This is a genomic window from Bradyrhizobium sp. 141 (genome assembly GCF_023074055.1).
GTDB lineage: Bacteria > Pseudomonadota > Alphaproteobacteria > Rhizobiales > Xanthobacteraceae > Bradyrhizobium.
In genome coordinates, this window is the sequence record NZ_JADPKR010000113.1 from 38,403 (window position 1) to 59,088 (window position 20,686).

The window sequence follows — 20,686 nt, forward strand, 5'->3', positions numbered from 1 at the left end:
CCTCAATTCAGGCCTTGTGTCAGGCCTTGCGCCCGCGACAGGGCCGCCGCGATCGCCGCCCGTGTCGGATGGCGGAAGCGCGCCGCGACATAGCCGTCGGGCCGAAGCAGATAGGCGGCGCCCGGCTCGGCGTCATAGCGCTTTGCAACGAGGCCCGCGGGATCGGCAAGTCCGCCCGCGCCGCCGATGCGGATGTCCTTCACCCCATCGGGCGCAGCGATCGCCGCGCCATTGCTGAACGACAGCAGCGTAAAGTCTGTTCCACCCGTCCGGACTGCATCGGTCAAATAACCCTGCTCGCCCGCACGCATCGCAACGGGGGCATCGAGCATCGAGCAGCCGGGAGCCGGTCCGGCGCGCCAGGCATCTGCATCCGGCGACGACAACGGCGAATTGTAACTGCACGGCACCGACAACCGTCCGCCATTGACCATGCGCTTGCCGAACTCGGTCTCCTTGGCGAGCGACAGCACCGCCTTGCGCAGCCGCGCTTCCTGATGCGAGTTCGGTGCCATGAAATCGGTCGAGCGGGTGGATTCGCGGATATTCTCGTCGGCCGCCAGGCTGCGCTCGAGATGATAGCTCTCGAGCAGGCTTGCGGGCGAAGCGCCCCGCAGCACGCGGTCGAGCTTCCAGGAGAGATTTTCGGCGTCCTCGAGACCCGAGTTGGCGCCTCGCGCGCCGAACGGCGAGACCTGATGCGCGGAATCGCCCGCGAAAATCACACGGCCATGGATGAAGCGGTCCATCCGCCGGCATTGGAATTTGTACAGCGAGATCCACTCGAACTCGAACTTGTCGTGACCGAGCATGCGCGCGATCCGCGGCCGCACGTTCTCCGGCTTCTTCTCGACGACGGGGTCGGCGTAACGATTAAGCTGGAGATCGATGCGCCAGACGTCGTCGGGCTGCCGATGCAGCAGCGCTGAACGTCCCGCATGGAACGGCGGATCGAACCAGAACCAGCGCTCGGTCGGGAATTCTGAGGTCATCTTGACGTCGGCGATCAGGAACTGGTCCTCGAACACCTGTCCCGCGAACTCGGCGCCGACCATCTGCCGCAGCGAAGACCGCGCGCCGTCGCAGGCGATCACATATTGCGCGTGCAGGCGGTAAGCGCCCTCGGGCGTTTCGATCGTCAACAGGGCGGAATCGTTGCGCTGCTCCAGCGCCGTCACCTTGTTGCGCCAGCGCAGGTCGATCTCGGGCAGATCCTGGATCCGATCGACCAGATAGGCCTCGGCGTAGTATTGCTGGAGGTTGATGAAGGCCGGCCGCTTATGGCCGTCTTCAGGCAGGAGGTTGAACTGGTAGAGCTGGGAGTCGCCGTGGAAGATCCGGCCAACGCTCCACACCACGCCCTTGGCGACCATGCGGTCGCCAACGCCGAGCCGGTCCCAATATTCCAGCGACCTCTTCGAGAAGCAGATCGCGCGGGAGCCCTCGCCGATACGGTCGGCGTCATCCAGAAGGACGACGCGCTGGCCGCGCTGGGCGAGATCGATCGCGAGCGACAGCCCGACCGGGCCGGCGCCGACGACCACGACCGGATGCTCGGCCGGGCTTTGAGCGGCGCGGTCCTGATCGGGATGGCGGCGATAACCGAACTGGGCTTTGGCCTGATGCGACTTGGCCTGCGCCATACACTAACCTCGGCTCTGGTCAGGAGAGGACTGATCTGCTAGATAGTCTCACGTGCAACTATTTTGGACCGGAGCCGGCCGGCCGTCAACTGGAATTCGGAGCGCTCTCCTTGGCGAGGACATCTGGCGATATCGCACTGAAGGCGCGCGAAGCCGATGAGGCTTCAGCGCGGCCAAAGGCACGGCTCGACCTGTTCAAGTTCGTCCCGTTCCGCCTCAACCGGCTCGCAGCGGAAGTCAGTTCCGCGCTCTCGGTCGAATATCAGGAACGGCATGGTCTCGACATTCCAGCCTGGCGCGTGATCGCCACGCTCGGGTTCCGCAACGATGCCTGTAGCGCGCAATTCATCTCGCAATGCACCCGCACGCACAAATCGACCATCAGCCGGGCGGTCACGACGCTGTTGCATCAAGAGTTGATCGAGCGGGTCGAAAACGAAGCCGACCGCCGCGAATTCCGCCTGCAACTGACGAAGAAGGGCCGCGCACTCTACGAAGAGCTGTTCCCGCAATTGCTGCGGCGGGAAGACGAGATCCTCGCCTGCCTTTCTGCGCAGGAGCGCAAGCAGCTCTCAGTGCTGCTCGGCAAGATTGAGCAGAGCCTCGATTTGATCCAGACCAGCGAAGAGGCCGACGCCAAGCAGGCGTATTGATTGAGTCGCCCGCGGGTAGCGCCAGCCCCGTCATCCCCGCGCAACCGCGAAGCGGTTGTCGCTGGAGGTGCGAGGCGCGCGATGCGAAGCATCGCGGGAGGAGCCTCGAAGGATGAACGGCCGAGATGCAACCGCGCGGATCGAGCCGGGCCGTCGCCCTTCGAGGGCCGCTGAAGAAGCGGCCACCTCAGGGTGACGGCGATGGGGTCGCGCTCGCTTTACGCCGTCACTTCGCAAACGACCGCGACGGCGGCAGGTGCAGCGCCCAGGCCTCGACCTTGTCGCTGGCGCGCGGATAGATCTCCGTCACGATCGGATCGTGGCCGGGGATGAATCGATCGGCATGGCCGGCGAGACGCTCGATCGTCTCCCAGCCCTGCGCCATGTCGCCGACATTGTAGACGATCGGGAACGGGCTGCGCCGCTGCAGATTGGCGTAGTAATGCGCGGCATCGGATGCCAGCACCACCGGCCCGCGCGCGGTTTCGACCTTGACCACCTGCAAGCCGTCGGAATGGCCGCCGACACGATGCACGGTGACGCCGGGCGCGACTTCGCCGTCGCCGGAATAGAAATTGACGCGCTCGCCATAGACGTGACGCACCATCTGCGTGACGTGCTCGACCGAGAATGGATGACGCAGCAGGCCGTTGCACATGCAGCGGCCGGTCGCGTAAGCCATCTCGCGCTCCTGCAGATGGAAGCGCGCATTCGGGAAGCGATCGAGATTGCCGGCGTGGTCGTAATGCAGATGCGTCACGATGACGTCGCGAATGTTTGACGCCGCAACGCCAAAGCGCTCCAGTGCATCGACCGGATTGAGCGTCAGCTTGCGCGCCCGCGCGCTCGCCTCCTCGGCATTGAAGCCGGTGTCGACCAGAATGTCGCGGCCGCCGCCGCGGATCAGCCAGACGAAATAGTCGAGGTCCTGCGCCGCGCTGTCATGCGGATCGGGCGCCAGAAAGTTCATGCTGGGGGTGCGCGGCGACATCGTCGCATAGCGCAGGGCGTAGATCTCGTAGGCGTTTCCCATGGTTCTTGCTTGCTTTTCTGAGTGGGGCTTCCGGGACGATCCTGCGCAGCAAGCCATTGTCCGCTGCAAAGGTCAAACGCCTCGCGGCGCGACGGGGCAGGCCTTTCAATGTGAGACCAATCACATTTTCGTCGCGATGGAGGTCCTAACGTGCCGCCGGCAAGATCGAGCCGGATCACGTCGAGCACAGACATGACAGACTGTTTAATTCCCCTTGCGGCGCGCCCGGACGTTGCGGTCAATCGTCGCGATAACGCCGAATCTCCAAGTAGTTGACGCCCCCCGTCCCCGGTTTGATAATGCAGGAAGCGTAAGTTAAGGTCGCCGCGGCGCAAAGCTGGGAACGGCGCCTTTTTGGCTGGACCGCGCTGATTATGAAAATTCGCTTCTTTTTTCTTCTGCCCCTGCTCATCTCACTCGTCCCGACCGCCCCATCGCTTGCGGCCGGGGACCGTTTTGCGCTGGTCATTGGCAACGCCAAATATCCGGATGCGGACGCCCCGCTGAAGGAACCGATCAACGATGCGCGCGACGTCGCCGACGAGCTCAAGCGCGACGGCTTTGCGGTCGAGATCGGCGAGAATCTGACCGGCGACGGCATGCGCCGCGCCTTCGACAAGCTCTACGGCAAGATCAAGCCGGGATCGGTGGCGCTGGTATTCTTCAGCGGCTTCGGCATCCAATCGGCGCGCCAGAGCTACATGCTGCCGATCGATGCGCAGATCTGGACGGAATCCGACGTGCGCCGCGACGGTTTCAGCCTTGAGACCGTCCTCGGCGAGCTCAACACCCGCGGCGCCGGCGTGAAGATCGCGCTGGTTGACGCCTCCAGGCGGAACCCGTTCGAGCGCCGGTTCCGCAGCTTCTCGGCCGGCCTGACCCCGGTCATCGCGCCGAACGGCACGCTGGTGATGTATTCGGCGGCGCTGGCCTCGGTGGTCTCGGACGCCGGCGGCGATCACAGCCTGTTCGTCCAGGAGCTCCTCAAGGAAATCCGCGTCCCCGACCTGATGGCCGAGGAGACGCTGAACCGGACCAAGATGGGCGTCACCCGCGCTTCCCGCGGCGAGCAGGTGCCGTGGATATCCTCTTCATTGGCCGAAGATTTCTCGTTCAGCCCGGGAGCCGGCGGATCGCGTCCGGCACCGGCGACGCCGCCTGCGCCTCCCGCGCCGCCGCCGGTCGCCGCCAACAACCCGCCGCCGCCCGCGCCGCCGCCTCCGCCGCCGAAGCCGGCCGACACTGCCGCGGCCCCCGCGCCTGCTCCGCCACCTGCGCCTGTTCCCGCGCCGGCCCCGAAGCCGCAAGTCGAGGCCGCTCTGCCCCCGCCGCCACCGCCGGTGAAACCAAATGATGCCGCTCCGGCGCCGAGCACGGACAGCGGGCCGAGTGCCGCCGCCCTGGCCGACGATCCCACGATCAAGGGCCTGACGTCCAAGATCGCCGCCAATCCGGACGACGTGAACGCGCTGTATCGGCGCGGCCAGGTCTATGCCAGCAAGGGCGCCTACAACCTCGCCATCAAGGATTTCGACGACACGCTTCGGATCAACTCGAAGGACGTCGAGGCGCTGAACAACCGGTGCTGGACCCGCACCGTGGTCGGCGACCTCCAGGGCGCGCTGAAGGATTGCAACGAGGCGCTGCGGCTGCGGCCGAACTTCGTCGATGCGCTGGATAGCCGGGGGCTCGTCAATCTCAAGTCGGGCGCGGTTAAGAATGCCATCGCCGATTTCGATGCGGCCCTGAAGATCAACCCGCGCCTGACCTCCTCGCTCTATGGCCGCGGCCTCGCCAAGCAGCGCAACGGCTCCGCCCAGGAAGGCGCGCTCGATATCGCCAACGCCAAGGCGATGGATCCGAACATCGTTCAGGAGTTCGCAAGCTACGGAGTGCGTTGATATTTTTTTGGGTTGAGGCGGTCGAAGCCTCGAACCTTGAACAGCCCAAGGAAGACTAATGGGCGGATGTCGCAACAGGTCTTTTCCGAGGCCCATTGCTGGAAATTGGAAGCACGCAAGCTGGCTGCGCAGGAGGGACTGGCTATGAGATTGGCTGCAAAGGGACTGACCGCGATCCTGTCCATTATCACCATCGGCGCCGCTCTGTCGCTGCCGACCTCGTTCGCCTTCGCCGGCGAAGAAAGCAACAGCAAGAACGTCACCGAGGACGAGATCGTCCGCGCACTGGCGCCGGCGCCGAAGAAGCCCCTGACCCGCGGCCTCTCGATCGCCCCGCAGGCCGATCCCGCGCCGAATGCGGCGGAAACCAAGCTGATCCAGTCCGTTCGCGGCCGCTCGACGCGCTCGCTGTCGTCGACCGAGCGCGAGGAAATCGCCTCAGTCGCCAAGGACAAGCCGAATATCGATCTCGAAATCACCTTCGACTACAACTCGGCCAATATCAGTGCCAAATCGATGGCCTCCGTGCAGGCGCTGGGCCGTGCGCTCACCAGCCCCGACCTCAAGGGCTCGACCTTCGTGGTCGCCGGCCATACCGACGCCGCCGGCGGCGAGGCCTACAACCAGGACCTGTCGGAGCGCCGCGCGGATTCGATCAAGCGCTACCTCGTCGACAAGTACAGCATCTCCGCAACCGACCTGGTCACCGTCGGCTACGGCAAGAGCAAGCTGAAGGACCCGAGCCAACCGATGGCGGAGGCCAACCGCCGCGTGCAGGTCGTCAACATGGAAAACAAGACCACCGCATCGAAGTGAGCACGACGTAATCCTTTGCAGTGACAAGTCGTGATGTGGTGTAAAGTCTCGCTTCCAAAGCGCGTCCCGCAGCCTTGCGGGACGCCGCTTTGTTTCAGGGAAACGCTCTCGATGGGCCTCGCGCGGACGGCCGTGAGCCAGGCCAGGATGATCCGGCGATGAACCTCTCCGAATATCTCAAGCCTGCCGGCACCGTGCTGTTCGTCGTCGCGCTCGGCGTCGGCTATTATCTGTTCGAGCATCGCAAGCGCCCCGAGCCGAAGGAGACGCAGAGCGAGGCGCTCGTCATCGTGACGAAGTCGACCAATGCCTGCTTCTCCGACCTCGTGCGGGTGACCGGCTTCTTCGTGCCGCGCCGCGAGGCCGTGGTCATCGCCGACCAGGAGGGCTCCAGGGTCACCGACCTCCTGGTCACCGAAGGCACCGTCGTCGCCGACAACCAGGAGCTGGCGCGCCTGACCGCGCCGCCGCAGATCCCGGGCCAGCCGCAGCGACCTGGCCCGCAAGGCCCGGTCTCGCTGAAGGCGCCTGCGCCGGGGCTCGTCACCGAAGTCCGCACCATCGTCGGCGCGCCCGCATCCCCGCAGGCCGGCCCGATGTTCCGCATCGCCGTCAACAACGAGATCGAGCTCGACGCTCAGGTCCCGGCGGTGCACATGCCCAAGCTCAGTTCCGGCGCTACCGTGCGCATCAGCCGCGACGACGCGCCCGATTTGATCGGCCGGGTTCGGCTGGTTGCGCCCGAGATCGACCGCGCCACGCAGCTCGGCCGCGTCCGCATCAGCGTCACCAACAATCCCTCGCTGAAGGTCGGCGTGTTCGCCCGCGCCTCGATCGACGCCAAGCGAAGCTGCGGCGTCTCGATCCCCAAGACCGCGATCGACCATCTCACCATTCAGGTCGTCAAGGGCAACACGATCGAGACGCGCAAGGTACGGGTCGGACTGTCGTCCGACAGCGCAACGGAAATCCTGGAAGGCCTCGACGTCGGCGAAATCGTCGTGGCCGACGCCGGCTCTTCGCTCCATGACGGCGACCAGATCAAGACCATGTTCGCCGATGAACTCGATCGCACGCGGGTACGCTGATGGCTCTCAATATCTCGGCATGGTCGATCCGTAATCCGCTGCCGTCGGTCGTCTTCTCGATCATCCTCCTGATTCTCGGCTGGGTGTCCTTCACCAAGCTCGCGGTGACGCGGCTGCCTTCGGCCGACATTCCCGTGATCTCGGTCGTGGTCTCGCAGTTCGGCGCGGCGCCCGCCGAGCTCGAATCGCAGGTGACCAAGACGGTCGAAGACGCGGTCTCCGGCGTCGAAGGCGTGCGGCACATCACCTCACAGATCACCGACGGTGTGTCGGTCACCACCATCCAGTTTGCGCTGGAGACCAACACCGACCGCGCGCTCAACGACGTCAAGGACGCGGTGACGCGCGTGCGCTCGAACCTGCCACAGAACGTCACCGAGCCGCTGATCCAGCGCGTCGACGTGATCGGCCTGCCGATCGTCACCTATGCCGCGATCTCGCCCGGCAAGACGCCGGAGCAGCTCTCCTATTTCGTCGACGACGTGGTCAAGCGCGCGCTGCAAGGTGTCCGCGGCGTCGCCCAGGTCGAGCGCATCGGCGGTGTCGAGCGCGAGATCCTGGTCTCGCTCGACCCGGACCGCCTGCAGGCAATGGGCCTGACCGCCGTCAATGTCAGCCAGAGCCTGCGTGGCACCAATGTCGACGTCGCCGGCGGCCGCGCCGAGATCGGCAAGAACGACCAGGCGATCCGCACGCTCGCCGGCGCCAAGACGCTGAGCGATCTCGCCGGCACCATGATCCCGCTGTTCGGCGGCGGCGAGGTCCGGCTCGACGATCTCGGCACCGTCACCGACACCATCGCGGACCGCCGCACCTTCGCCCGTTTTAACGGCGAGCCGATCGTCGCGCTCGGCATCAAGCGTTCCAAGGGCGCCAGCGACGTGAAGGTGGCAGAGGCCGTGCAGAAGCGCGTCGACGCGCTCAAGGCCTCCTATCCCGACGTCGACCTGAAGGTGATTGACACCTCGGTCGAATACACCAACGGCAACTACCACGCGGCGATCTCCACCCTGTTCGAAGGCGCCATCCTCGCCGTCATCATCGTGCTGCTGTTCCTGCGGGACCTGCGCGCCACCATCATTGCCGCAATCTCGCTGCCGCTGTCGATCTTCCCGGCGTTCTGGGCGATGGACCTCCTCGGCTTCTCGCTGAACCTCGTCAGCTTCCTCGCCATCACGCTGTCGACAGGTATTCTCGTCGACGACGCCATCGTCGAGATCGAGAACATCGTCCGGCACATGAACATGGGCAAATCGCCCTATCGTGCCGCCCTCGAAGCCGCCGACGAGATCGGCCTCGCGGTGATCGCGATCTCCCTGACCATCATCGCGATCTTCGCGCCCGCAAGCTTCATGTCGGGCATCGCCGGACAGTTCTTCAAGCAGTTCGGCATCACCGTCTCGGTGCAGGTATTCTTCTCGCTGCTCGCGGCGCGCTTCGTCACGCCGGTGCTCGCCGCCTATTTCCTCAAGCATGGCCATCACGAAGAGCCGCCGCCCGGCCGCGTGCTGCGGTCCTATCATCGGATCGTGGCCTGGTCGGTGAAGCACTATTTCATCACGGTGCTGGTTGGCTTCGGCGTCTTCGCCGCCTCGATTTGGAGCATCACGCTGCTGCCGCAGGGATTCCTGCCGGCGCAGGACAGCGCGCGCTCGCTGCTCGCCCTCGAGCTGCCGCCGGGCACCCAGCTCGCCTATACCGAAAAGGTCACCGAGGACATCGTCGCGCGCCTGCGCAAACGGCCGGAGGTGAAGAGCATCTTCGTCGACGGCGGGCGCGTTCCGCCGGGCACCCAGGAAGTCCGGCGCGCCGCCTTGATCATCAACTACACGCCCAAGGACAGCCGCGACATCACCCAGCGCGAGCTCGAGTTCTCGATCAGCCAGGAGCTGGAGAACATTCCGGACATCCGCTTCTGGTTCCTCGACGAGAACGGCCTGCGCGCGATCTCGCTGGTCGTGACCGGCGTCGACGCCAACATCGTCAACAATTTCGCGAGTGAGCTCGCGACACAGATGAAACGGATTTCGACCATCTCCAACGTGATCTCGGAAACCACGCTGGAGCGGCCCGAGTTGCGCGTCGAACCGCGCGCGGATCTCGCCGCACGGCTTGGCGTTTCGACCGAAAGCCTGTCGCAGACCATCCGCGTCGCCACCATCGGCGATGTCGGACCCGCGCTCGCCAAATTCGACGTCGGCGACCGGCTGGTGCCGATCCGCGTGCAGCTCGAGGATGCCGCCCGCGGCAATCTGAAGACGCTGGAACAGTTGCGCGTCCCGCTCGGCGAGCACGGCGAAAAGGGCGGCGTGCCCCTCTCGGTCATCGCCGACGTCAAGCTCGACCAGGGTCCGACCAGCATCAACCGCTATGATCGTGAGCGGCAGGCGACCGTCGCCGCCGACCTCGTCGGTTCCGCCGCGCTCGGCGACGCCACCAAGAAGATCTACGACCTGCCGGTGATGAAGAGCCGGCCGAAGGGCGTGAAGGTCTCCCCCTCCGGCGATGCCGAGAGCCTGAACGAACTGTCCGACGGCTTTGCCACCGCGATCACGGCGGGCCTGATGATGGTCTACGCGGTGCTGGTGCTGCTGTTCGGCACCTTCCTGCAGCCGATCACGATTCTGTTCTCGCTGCCGCTCTCGATCGGCGGCGCGATCGCGGCCCTGCTCCTTACCGGCAAGCAGCTCACCACGCCGGTGTGGATCGGCATCTTGATGCTGATGGGCATCGTCACCAAGAACGCGATCATGCTGGTGGAATTCGCCATCGAAGCCATTCACGCCGGCAAGCCGCGCGACGAGGCGATGATCGACGCCGGCATGAAGCGCGCCCGCCCGATCGTGATGACCACGATCGCGATGGCCGCGGGCATGATGCCGAGTGCGCTCGCGGTCGGCGCCGGCGGCGAATTCCGCTCGCCGATGGCACTCGCGGTGATCGGCGGCCTGATCTTCTCGACCATCCTGTCGCTGGTGTTCGTGCCCGCGATGTTCATGGTGATGGACGATTTCGGCGCCCTGATCTGGCGCTTCGCCAAGCGGCTGATCGTGCACAGCGAGGATGCCGGGATGGACGGTCATCACGCAGCTGCGCCGGCGGAAGCGGGGCCAGCGCCGAAGAACATCGTGCACCCCGCGGCGGAGTAGAGTTCGAGCGCAGGTGCCAACCGGCTTACATGACGATGCTTTTACCTAATGGCACCAATGCGATCGTCGATATTCGGAAGATCGAAGATTATTGCCTCAATCCCTCGCACCCACGCGGCAGGCATAAGGCAAGAGTGTTCCGTGACGCGCTAGACCTTCAGCGTGGAGATGCCATGTGGCTTCGCGACGCACTGATGGAAGCCGTAATTTCCGGCGATGCGTCCGAAGTTGCGACGGACCACTGGGGCGCCCACTGGCGGATGGATATCCTGCTCAGGCGACATCGGAAGCAAGCTGTGGTAAGAACTGCATGGATCATACGAGCCGAAGACGACCGGCCGACATTCGTCACCTGTTGGGTGCTATGATGAGTGCAGTGAACAACAAGCAAGATCGGACGCCGCGCGCCCTGGACGTCGTTGCATTGCTCGCAAACCTTCCCGACCACCGGTTAGCGCGAGGAAACGTCGGCACGATTGTCGAAGAACTCGACGACAAGACGGTGCTTGTCGAATTCAGCGACGATGATGGCCGACCGTATGCCGTCGCCCCGTGCCTACGATCCGAGTTGCTGACACTGCACTACGTGCCGGAAGCAGCTTAGCTGTCCCTACTCGTTCCGCGCGATTGCCGTCAGCTTGGTCATGTTCCGCAGCAGGATGCGGCCGCGCTGCAGATCCAGGATCGCTTCCTTGCGCCAGGCCTGCAGCTGGCGGTTGACGCTCTCGCGGGCGGCGCCGACAAAGACGCCGAGCTGCTCCTGCGAGATGTGCACCTCGGAGCCGAAATCGGCGGCGAGCGCGCAGAGCCGCCGCGCCAGGCGCACCGGCAGCGGCTGCAGCATGGATTCCTCCATGCGCTCGCTCTGCCAGCGGATGCGCTGGCACAGCAGTGCGATGATCTTGATCGCGACCTTCGGCTCGCGTTCGAGGAAGCTGAGAAAATCTTCGCGCCGCAGCACGAACAATTCGCTGGCCTCGCCCGCGGTCGCATCCGCGGTGCGGTTCTGGCCATCCAGCACCGCGACTTCGCCGAACAGGTCGCCCGGCCCCATGAAATTCAACGTCAGCCGGCTGCCGTCGGAGGCGCCGGTTTCGATGCGGACCTGGCCGCGGCGCACGCCGAACAGCGCATCCCCGGGATCGCCCTTCTGGAACAGCACCTCGCCGTTCCCCAGATGCTGGGTGTGACAGAGGTTGGACAGCCGCTGAAGCTCGTCTGTACCGAGATCCGCGAACATCGCGTTCATCTTCAGGATGACCGCAAATTCGGCCTGCTTGCTCATTTCAATGTCCTTGTGAACGTCCTGGTCAGCTTTCTTGGCAAATCGCTGGAAACCCTCAACATCAGGATCGCGTAAAACCGCGCCGGGGAAGTGTGTCATAAGTCACATAATTTTGCAGCCCCCCTGACTATTTTTACGCGCTTGGAGCCGCTTCCCGTCCGGGGCTAAACTCCGGCGCAAAGCAAAGGATGGGTGCAAAGAACGGACATCTGCGGGATTCGACGCTGATTGTCTGTCGCTGGAAAGTCGAGATGAGAGCAGTAAAATTCGCCGGCGTGGCTTTGGCCGCCGTCATCATCGTGATCGCACTCCTGCTGGTGGTCGGGATCCCCTCGGGCTTCCTGACCGCGACGATCGCCTCGCGCGTCGAGAGCGCCACCGGCTATCGTCTGTCGATCGACGGCACCACCAAGATCAGCCTGTGGCCGACGCTGAACGTCACCCTGAACGACCTCACGCTTGCCGACCCCCGGGATCGTAGCGGCATCACGCGCCTGACGGTCGACAGCGTGCAGGCCGACATGTCGCTCTCCAGCGTGTGGTCGGGCCGCCCTGAGATCAGTGAGCTCGTCGTCACCCATCCCGTGCTCTACCAGCCGCTGCTGCGTGAGCGCCTGCCGAATGCGGGCATCTCGTCGAAGCCGGTCGCGCTCGACGTCGACGGCGCGTCCATCGACCGCGTCAAGGTCACCGACGGCGAAGTCGCATTCTCGCGCGTGCGCGATCGTGTCGAGGGCCGCATCAGCGCCATCAACGCCGACGCGACCGTCGGCCGCGACCGCAAGGTCAACATCACCGGCACCGCGCGCGTCGGCGATCACCCGACCAAGTTCGACATCAAGGCGACCACGCCGGCGCCGCCGGCCGACCGGCCAACGATCCCGGTGGATTTCGCCATCGACATGCCCGATGTGCTGAAGTCTCAACTCACAGGTCATGCCGAGATGCGGCTGAGCGGCGATGTCGTGATGATCAACGGTGTGAATGGCAGGCTCGGCGACGGCACATTCAACGGTTGGGCTTCGGTCGACATTGCGAGCAAGCCCCTGGTCAAGGTCGATCTCGACTTCCAGCGGCTGGCGATTCCGCTGGCAAAATCGCCGGATGGCGCGGCCGGGCAACCCTGGAGCAATGCGCCGATCGACGTGTCCGGACTCAACTATATCGATGCGCAGGTGAGGATTTCCGCGAACGAGGCCGTGATCGGCGATGCGCACATCGCGCCGCTGGCGCTCGATGGCAAGCTCGCCGGCGGCGTGCTGAAGGCCGGCACCGCCAATCTCGGCGCCTATGGCGGCCAGGTCTCGGGCGAGGTGATCCTGGATGCGACCACCGGCGCGCCGAGCTTTGCCATGCATTCCGACCTCGTCGGCGTGCGCGCGCTGCCGCTGCTTCAGGGCCTTGCCGAATTCGACCGCATCGACGGCAAGCTGCAGGCCAAGCTCGCCTTGCGCAGCGCGGGCACCAGCCAGCGCGCGCTGATGGCGAACATGCAGGGCACCGCCTTCGTCAATTTCCAGGACGGCGCCATCCGCGGCATCAACGTCGCGCAGATGATCCGCTCGCTGACATCGGGCACGCTGTCCGGCTGGCAAGGAAACCAGGACCAAGGCCAGGAGCAGAGCACGGACCTGTCGCAGCTCTCGGCCTCCTTCCGCATCGACAAGGGTCAGGCGGTGACGACCGATCTCAATCTGATCGGGCCGCTGGTCCGCGTCACCGGCGCCGGCACCATCGCGCTCGACACCAAGATGATGGGGTTTCGCGTCGAGCCGAAGCTGGTGATGACGACTGAAGGTCAGGGCCGCGCCAACGAGCCGGTCGGCTTCGGCATTCCCGTGATGATCCAGGGCAGCTGGTCGCAGCCGCGGATCTATCCTGATATGGCCGGCATGCTGGACAATCCGGATGCCGCCTATGCCAAGCTGCGCGAGATGGGCAAGGGCCTGTTCGGCCCTGACGGCGCCGGGCTCGGCAACATTCTGGGCAGCCTTGGCCTCGGTGGCACCACCGCGCCGGGCGGCGGCAATGCGGCCGGCAACGCCAATCCGCAAACCCAGCAGCCGGGCCAGAACAATCTGCTCGGCGGCCCGCTGGGGGAGGCGATCGGCAATTTGATTCAGCAGGGGCTTTCCAATGGCGCGGGAAGCAGCACTGGCACTGCACCGGGCACCGGCCGCAGCCGCAGCCTGCCGGCAACACCCTCCCCACCGTCCCCGCAGGCCTCGCCCGCCGCCCCGGCCCTCGAGGACCCGCCGGTCGCGCAGCAGGACAGTCAGCCAATGAACGACGTGCTGCGGCAACTCTTTAACCGGTGATGGGTGGACGGGCGGGCTGAACTCCACGGCAATCCCCTTACATCAGCCGCCCCGCCCCCGGCTTCCTCCGAACGGATGAGGCCGCGGCAATCAGTCCCCCCTCCACCCACCCCGACGTCCACAGGGAGTAACCACGCCGGCCGGTCCCCCGCCGCGCGGCGGTCTTTTGGCCCAAATTGTGATAGAACGGCCCCGAAGGGCCTACGGCCCGCAGCGCCGGCGTCGATGGCGGCGCGAGAGGATCGGGATGGCAGGAGCGAACGACAAGAGACGGTTTCTGCGCGAGGGCCTGTTCGCCAAATACGTCGTCTCCCTCGTCGGCCTTGTCGTGTTCGTCCTCGCCGTCAACGGCGCGATGGAGACCTGGATCTCCTACCGCGCCACCCGGACGCAGCTGACCGACGGCCTGGAGGACAAGGCGCAAGCGGCAGCCCGGCGGATCGAGCAGTCGATCTCGGAGCTCGATCGCCAGATCAGCTGGGTGACGCGGGCGAGCCAGGACACCCTCGAGAAGCGCCGCGCCGACTACGCATCGCTGCTGCACCAGGTCTCCGTCGTCAACCAGCTGTTCCAGCTCAATGGCGACGGCCGCGAGGTGCTGCGCGTCTCGCGCCAGTCGACCACGACCGGCAGCAACGCCGACCTCTCCCGCGACATGCGCTTCACCGACACCGTCGCCCGCGGCGTCAGCTATGCGCCGGCCTGGTTCGCCGACCGGACGCCGTTGATGTCGATCTCGGTGGCGCATTCCGGCTTCAATGCCGGCGTCACCGTGGCGGAGATCGATCTCAGCTTCCTCTCCGACTTCCTGTCGGACGCGCAAGTCGGCAAGGCCGCCTTTGCCTATGTGGTCGATCCGCGCGGCCGCGTGCTGGCGACGTCGTCGAAAGGGCCCGATGTCGGCAAGGACCTGTCGAAGCTGCCGCAGGTTGCGGCCGCGATCGCGCCCGGCCACGAGCCCGACACCTCCGGCACCGACTTCAACGGCCATGCGGTGATGAGCGCCGCGAGCACCGTGCCGAAGCTCGGCTGGAGCGTGCTGTTCGAGCAGCCGACCACGCAGGCCCTGATGCCGATCCGCGACCAGCTGGTGCGCATCGCGCTTCTGATCGGGATGGGCCTGATGGTCGCGATCCTCGCCGGCACGCTGCTCGCGCGCCGCATGATCATCCCGATCACGGCGCTGCGCGACGGCGCACACAAGCTCGGCGAGGGCGATTTCAGCCACCGCATCGAAGTGCGCACCTCCGACGAGCTGGAAGATCTCGCCGGTCAGTTCAACCGCATGGCCGGGCAGATCCAGGAGACCTATTCGAACCTGGAGACCAAGGTCGATGAGCGCACGCGCGATCTCGCGCAGTCGATCAACGAGCTGAAGGTGCTGGAAGAGGTCGGCCGCGCCGTCGCCTCCTCGCTCGATCTCAACGCCGTGCTGCCGACGATCGCCGCGCGCGCGATCGAGATCACCCATGCCGATGCGGTGCTGATCTACGGCTTCGATGCCGAGAGGCGCCACTTCAACCTGGTCGAGGCTGAAGGCATCGACAAATCCGCCGACGGCGCCCATGTCACCATCGACGAAGGCGAGAACATCCTGAGCGATGCCGCCGCCAGCGGCGAGCCGATCGCACTTCCCGATCTCGATCATGCCGCCGAGCAGCCGCTGCGCGAGGTCGCGATCGCGGCCGGCTTCCATTCGGTGCTGGTGGTGCCGCTGGTCGACCAGCAGGGCACGCTCGGCTCGCTGGTGGTGCTGCGCCGCGCCGGCGGCGAGTTCGCTCCCAGCATCATCGGCCTGATGCGCACCTTCGCCAACCAGGCCGTGCTGGCGATGCGCAATGCGCGCCTGTTCACCGAGGTCGATCACAAGGGCCGCGAGCTGGAGGCGGCGAACGAAACCGTGCGCGACCAGGCCGACAAGCTCAAGCAGCAGACCGAGCAGCTCAAGGACTGGAACAAGTCGCTGGAGGAACGCGTCAAGACCCAGCTCGGCGAGATCGAGCGCATCCGCAAGCTCGAGCGCTTCCTGGCGCCGCAGGTGGCGCAGCTGATCGCCTCCTCCGACAGCCCCGAAGGGCTGCTCACCAGCCAGCGCCGCGAAGTGACCGTGGTGTTCTGCGACCTGCGCGGCTTCACCGCGTTCACGGAAGCAACCGAGCCGGAAGAGGCGATGAACGTGCTGCGCGAATATCACGCCGCGCTCGGCAAGCTGATCTTCAAATACGAGGGCACGCTCGACAAATATGCCGGCGACGGCGTGATGATCCTGTTCAACGCGCCGATCCAGTTCGAGGACCACACCAAGCGCGCCGTGAAGATGGCGTTGGAAATGCGCGACACCATCGGCCCGCTGACCGAGCGCTGGCGCAACCGCGGGCACAGCCTCGGCTTCGGCATCGGCATTGCGGTCGGCTATGCCACGCTCGGCCAGGTCGGCTTCGAGCAGCGGCTGGAGTATGCCGCGATCGGCAGCGTCACCAACCTCGCCTCGCGCCTCTGCGGCGAGGCCAAGCCCAACCAGATCGTGGTCAGCCGCCGCGTCTACGGCATCGTCGAGCCCTGGGCCGAGGCCCGCGCCCTCGACGATCTCCAGCTCAAGGGCTTCAATCATCCCGTGCTCGCCATGGAGATCCTGAGCTGGCGCGAGGAGGTGGAGAACGTGGTGGATGCCACGGCGGTGCGGATGCGGGGATAAGCGAGCCAAACAAAAACTGAAAAACAACCCCATGCACAGTAGGCGGGGGCTTTGAGATCAATGAGTTACGAGGGGTGACCAGACGCAGGGTTGCAAGGCCCTTTGACACGTCGGGCAAAACACCAGCAGAATAGCACCACCCCGCCTCCCCCCGAACCACATCCCACCTCCCCGCGACTAACCCTCGCCTCAACGGCGAGGCGACTCTGATCGGAGACGACCCGTGGCGTTTGCCTTGCCTTCGCGTGCTTATGATTTGCAGATGCTGGATCGGCCCGCCGACCGGGCGCGCGATCACGGCTGGGTCTACGGGCTGCCGCCGGGTATCACGTCCGAGCAATGGCCGCTCGATCCGGTCACAGGCTATCCGCTGATGCACGGTTTTACGCTGCTGCTGCCGGAAGACTATCGCGTACATGGCGAGGACATCGTCGCGGTGTCGTTCTTCGCCACCCCGGCTGATCACACTGACGGCGGCGCGACCGACACCCCCGAGATCCGCGAGGCGGTGCTGGCGCGGCCATCGCATCCACGTCTGTCGCGCATGACGGACATCCTCGACTACGAATATGCTGCGCTGTTGCTGACTAGGAGCGAGTACGAAGGCGCGTTCGCGACGCCGCCGGCACCGCTTGCGCTTGCGACGGCGGAGCGGCCGCGCTGGCTCGATGTCGGCGGCGCCAGCGCTTTCTACGGGGCTGCCCCGCCCTTCGCGCAGAAGATGTTCGCGGGCCCTCCGCGCGCCGATCTGACAGCGAACCTCGGAATCGCCTTGATGCCGCGCGCGAGCGATCCCAACGCCGGAAAGCCCCCGCAGGACCCGCACTTCCCGCGCAACCCGCCGAGCGACTATCAGTCCTACTACTATTTTGACGGCGTCCCGAGCCCCGAGAATTACCGCCTGCACGACTGGGGCAAGGACCACGCCCACAACCATCTCGGCGGCACCATGCGGCCCTGCCAGGCGGTGCCGGAGATGAGCCCGTTCTACATCGAGTTCGAGGAATATTTCGGCGGCTATAATTTCGGCACCGGCAACGCGCAGCTCGACTTCAGGGACATGAAGTTCGACTGGGCGTGCGGATAGCCTAAAGCGCGATGCGATTAGGATGAATCGCCATCGCGCTTTGGGTTGTTGTTTAAGCATGATCTTTTCGGAAAACCGCTGCGCACTTTTCCGGATCATGCTTTAGGGATCAATGGGCGCGCTCCACAGCGCGTCATCCCATCGTCATCTCCTCCCGATACCGCTCTCGTCCCACACGCATTTCGGGACGCCGGCCGGCGTCGCATTTCCAGGGCACGTCAGGGAGGGATCATGGCTTCGTTCACCGTGGCAAGCGGCTCCATCGTCACGTCCGCAAAGACCGTCGGCAACACAGATACCGGCCTCATCGAGGCGGGCGGCACCCTGTCTGGCGCCACCGACATCACCTGGACCGGCGCCGCGGCCGGGCAGACCGTGGTGATCGACAATGCCGGAACCATCACCGCGACCAAGCGCGGCATCGATACCAGCGGCTCGTTCACATCAGGCAGTCTCGCCTTCACCAACGAGGCCGGCGCAAAGCTCCTCGCAGGCGATGACGCATTCCGCATCAACACCGCGCTTTCGGGCGGCACGATTACAGTCGACAATTCCGGCACCGTCGTATCAGGCACGGTGGACGCGAACGGCAACATTGTCGCGGGCTCCAGCGGGCAGGCCCTCGACTTCGCCGCGATCGTCTCGGCAAGCCAGACGGTCAACATCACCAATCACACCGGCGCGCTGATCGGCGCCTCCGGCAATGATGCGATCCGCCCCGGCGCCGGCATCATCACCATCAGCAATGACGGGCTGATCGACGCGACCGCCTCGGCGAGCCGTGCGATCAACCTCAACGCCGCCAATCTCACCAACATCACTTCGTTCACGCTGAACAATGGGCAGGACGGCGTGATCCAGTCGCAGGGCGATGCAGTGCGCATCACCGCGGCGACGCTGACCACGACGGCGACCTATTCGGTCACCGTCGACAATGCCGGCACCATCCAGTCGACGGGGTCGGGATCCAGCAATGGGCAGGCGATCGACTTCACCGACCTGGCTTCGACCAGCGGCACCATCCACCTCACGAACCAGGCCACCGGCGTGATCAAGGCCGCGGACGCGGACGCGATCCGCGGCGGCGTCGACATGGTGATCGACAATTACGGCAAGGTCTTCGGCGGCAATGCCAGCGGCGACACCAATGACGGCATCGACTTCCAGGGCAATGCCGGTGGCGTCGTCCACAACCATGCCGGCGCCACCATCGAGGGCACGCGTCATGGCATCACCGGCGATGCGCCGATCGCGATCAGCAACGATGCCGGCGGCAGCATCATCGGCGATGCCGGCTCCGGCATCAACATGGACACCGCGAGCACGACCACCACGACGATCCTCAATGCCGGCCTCATCACCGGACATGCGGACGGCACCAGCGACGGCGACGGCATCGACGTCGACGGCCTGATCGCGCTGACCAATTCCGGTGCGATCACCACGACGGGCCACAGCGACGGCATCCTCGCCGAGGCGATCACGATCGGCGGTGGCAGCATCACGAATTACGGCACGATCGACAGCGTCGAGCGAGCCGTCACGGTCGACGATTCCAATCTCGGCAACGCCTTTGCGCCGACGACAATCTATAACGAAGGCACGATCCGCGGCGGCAACGGGGAGGCGATCTCAATCACCGACACCTATGCCGACATTCTCACCAACAAGGGCCTGATCGACGGCAGCGTCGCGCTCGGCGGCGGCGGCGACATCGTGAACGTCTACACCGGCGCGCTCTTCACCGCGGCGATCGACGGCGGCGACGGCACCGATACGTTCAACCTCGCCGGCACCGGCTCCGGCACGCTGGCGCATGCGGTGAATTTCGAGCTGCTCGGCGTGCAGGGCGGCAATTGGAGCGTCACCGATGCCGCGACCTTCGTCTCCGGCATCACGATCGATGCGGGCGCCAGGCTTGCGATCGCCGACGGCGGCTCGCTCGCGGGCAACGTCACCGACAACGGCGTCTTCGCGTCCACTCATTCCGACGTCTTCGTGTTCAACGCCACGATCTCCGGCAGCGGCGCCTTCGACCAGGCCGGCACCGGCACCACGGTGCTGAGCCAGAGCAACAGCTATACCGGCGGCACCACGCTGCATGCCGGTACGCTGGAGCTGGCGGCGCGCGATGCCGCCGGTACCGGCGCCATCACCTTCGAGAACGGCGCGCAGACGCTGAAGATCGACAAGGCGGCGCTCGACCACGGCCATCTCGACAACACCATCGAAGGCTTTGGCGTTGGCGACACCATCGATCTCGCCGGCATCGGCAAGGCCACGCAGGCGACGCTGTCGGCCGACAACGTCCTCACCATCACCGGCGGCAAGGCCGGCGCCGTCACGCTGCAGCTCGACTCGCACGCCTATGCCTCGGGGCTGAACTTCCAGCTGTCTTCCGACGGCAATGGCGGCACCAAGATCACTGCCGTCGCCGACAATCTGGTCGAGGGCAATGACGGCAACAATCTGCTGATCGCAAAGCTGTTCAGCCCGGTCGGCAGCTTCCTCGACGGCAAGGGCGGCAACGACATCCTGATCGGCGGCCTGCATTCCGACGTACTCAACGGCGGCGCCGGCAACGACCTGCTCTACGCCGGCGCCGGTGCGGATCAGTTCCGCTTCAACGGCACCGACCAGGCAGCCGGGCTGCGCGCCACCGACACGGTGTTCGACCTCAACTTTGGCAAGGGCGATGCGCTGGTGTTCTACGACTACGAGGCCGGCACCTTTGCCTCATCCGGCGCGCATCCCGCGACCGTGCTCGACACCGGCGAGGGTTTTGGCTCCGGCACGGTGGTGAAGTCGATGGCCGCGCTGGTCGATCTCGTCAAGGATTCGGCCGACGTCACCGCCCACCGCGGCGGCGCCAACGACCTCGTGATCGACATCAGCCAGAGCAACGGCAGCCACGAGACGGTCGTGCTCGATCATCAATGGCAGGCCTATTCGCTGGCATCTAGCGGGCATTTCTTCAGCTGAGATCCGACCCGACCGGCGCGCGTGCAAGCGCGCTCC

13 protein-coding genes are annotated in these 20,686 nt (G+C 65.4%); 10 read left to right on the forward strand and 3 right to left on the reverse strand.

Translation table 11 applies throughout. The features are described from left to right. Window positions 1–2: 2 nt before the first annotated feature. Complete coding sequence (locus tag IVA81_RS37625) at window positions 3–1,643, reverse strand: FAD-dependent oxidoreductase (protein ID WP_247327611.1); 1,641 nt, start codon at window positions 1,641–1,643, stop codon at window positions 3–5. 110 nt (window positions 1,644–1,753) lie between these two features. Here IVA81_RS37625 and IVA81_RS37630 point away from each other — a divergent pair, with 110 nt between their 5' ends. Continuing rightward, window positions 1,754–2,296, forward strand: a complete 543-nt coding sequence (locus IVA81_RS37630; RefSeq protein ID WP_247327613.1) for a MarR family transcriptional regulator — start codon at window positions 1,754–1,756, stop codon at window positions 2,294–2,296. Between the two features lie 226 nt (window positions 2,297–2,522). On the opposite strand, the gene IVA81_RS37635 is transcribed toward IVA81_RS37630, so the two are convergent. After that, the gene (locus IVA81_RS37635) at window positions 2,523–3,329 is read right to left on the reverse strand and encodes an N-acyl homoserine lactonase family protein (protein WP_247327615.1); all 807 of its coding nucleotides are present in this window, start codon (window positions 3,327–3,329) and stop codon (window positions 2,523–2,525) included. A 374-nt stretch (window positions 3,330–3,703) separates the two neighbouring features. Between IVA81_RS37635 and IVA81_RS37640 the strand changes: the two genes are divergently transcribed. From IVA81_RS37640 to IVA81_RS37660, 5 genes are all read left to right on the forward strand, one after another. Beyond that, entirely contained in the window at window positions 3,704–5,230 is a 1,527-nt protein-coding gene (locus tag IVA81_RS37640) for a caspase family protein (RefSeq protein ID WP_247327617.1), read from the forward strand. A gap of 144 nt (window positions 5,231–5,374) precedes the next feature. Beyond that, on the forward strand, window positions 5,375–6,046 hold the full coding sequence (locus IVA81_RS37645) for an OmpA family protein (protein ID WP_247327619.1): 672 nt from the start codon (window positions 5,375–5,377) through the stop codon (window positions 6,044–6,046). Between the two features lie 158 nt (window positions 6,047–6,204). Beyond that, the gene (locus IVA81_RS37650; RefSeq protein WP_247327621.1) at window positions 6,205–7,134 is read left to right on the forward strand and encodes an efflux RND transporter periplasmic adaptor subunit; all 930 of its coding nucleotides are present in this window, start codon (window positions 6,205–6,207) and stop codon (window positions 7,132–7,134) included. Continuing rightward, entirely contained in the window at window positions 7,134–10,283 is a 3,150-nt protein-coding gene (locus tag IVA81_RS37655; protein ID WP_247327623.1) for an efflux RND transporter permease subunit, read from the forward strand. Before IVA81_RS37650 ends, IVA81_RS37655 begins: the two co-directional genes overlap by 1 nt. A 310-nt stretch (window positions 10,284–10,593) precedes the next feature. Then, window positions 10,594–10,887 (forward strand): DUF4926 domain-containing protein, encoded by a 294-nt coding sequence (locus IVA81_RS37660; protein ID WP_247327627.1) that lies wholly within the window; start codon window positions 10,594–10,596, stop codon window positions 10,885–10,887. A 6-nt stretch (window positions 10,888–10,893) separates the two neighbouring features. On the opposite strand, the gene IVA81_RS37665 is transcribed toward IVA81_RS37660, so the two are convergent. Further along, window positions 10,894–11,568 (reverse strand): Crp/Fnr family transcriptional regulator, encoded by a 675-nt coding sequence (locus IVA81_RS37665; RefSeq protein WP_097666467.1) that lies wholly within the window; start codon window positions 11,566–11,568, stop codon window positions 10,894–10,896. A gap of 251 nt (window positions 11,569–11,819) precedes the next feature. Here IVA81_RS37665 and IVA81_RS37670 point away from each other — a divergent pair, with 251 nt between their 5' ends. The 4 genes from IVA81_RS37670 to IVA81_RS37685 all read left to right on the forward strand — a co-directional run bounded on the left by IVA81_RS37670 (window position 11,820) and on the right by IVA81_RS37685 (window position 20,650). Next, window positions 11,820–13,886 carry an AsmA family protein gene (locus IVA81_RS37670; protein WP_247327630.1) on the forward strand — a complete coding sequence of 689 codons (2,067 nt, stop codon included), beginning with the start codon at window positions 11,820–11,822 and terminating at the stop codon, window positions 13,884–13,886. Between the two features lie 247 nt (window positions 13,887–14,133). Further along, window positions 14,134–16,581: an adenylate/guanylate cyclase domain-containing protein gene (locus IVA81_RS37675; RefSeq protein ID WP_247327633.1), complete on the forward strand. Its 2,448-nt coding sequence runs from the start codon at window positions 14,134–14,136 to the stop codon at window positions 16,579–16,581. A gap of 262 nt (window positions 16,582–16,843) precedes the next feature. Next, complete coding sequence (locus IVA81_RS37680) at window positions 16,844–17,668, forward strand: hypothetical protein (RefSeq protein WP_247327636.1); 825 nt, start codon at window positions 16,844–16,846, stop codon at window positions 17,666–17,668. Between the two features lie 231 nt (window positions 17,669–17,899). Then, a complete protein-coding gene (locus IVA81_RS37685) occupies window positions 17,900–20,650 on the forward strand; it encodes an autotransporter-associated beta strand repeat-containing protein (protein ID WP_247327640.1) in 2,751 nt (916 codons plus the stop codon). Window positions 20,651–20,686 lie beyond the last annotated feature (36 nt).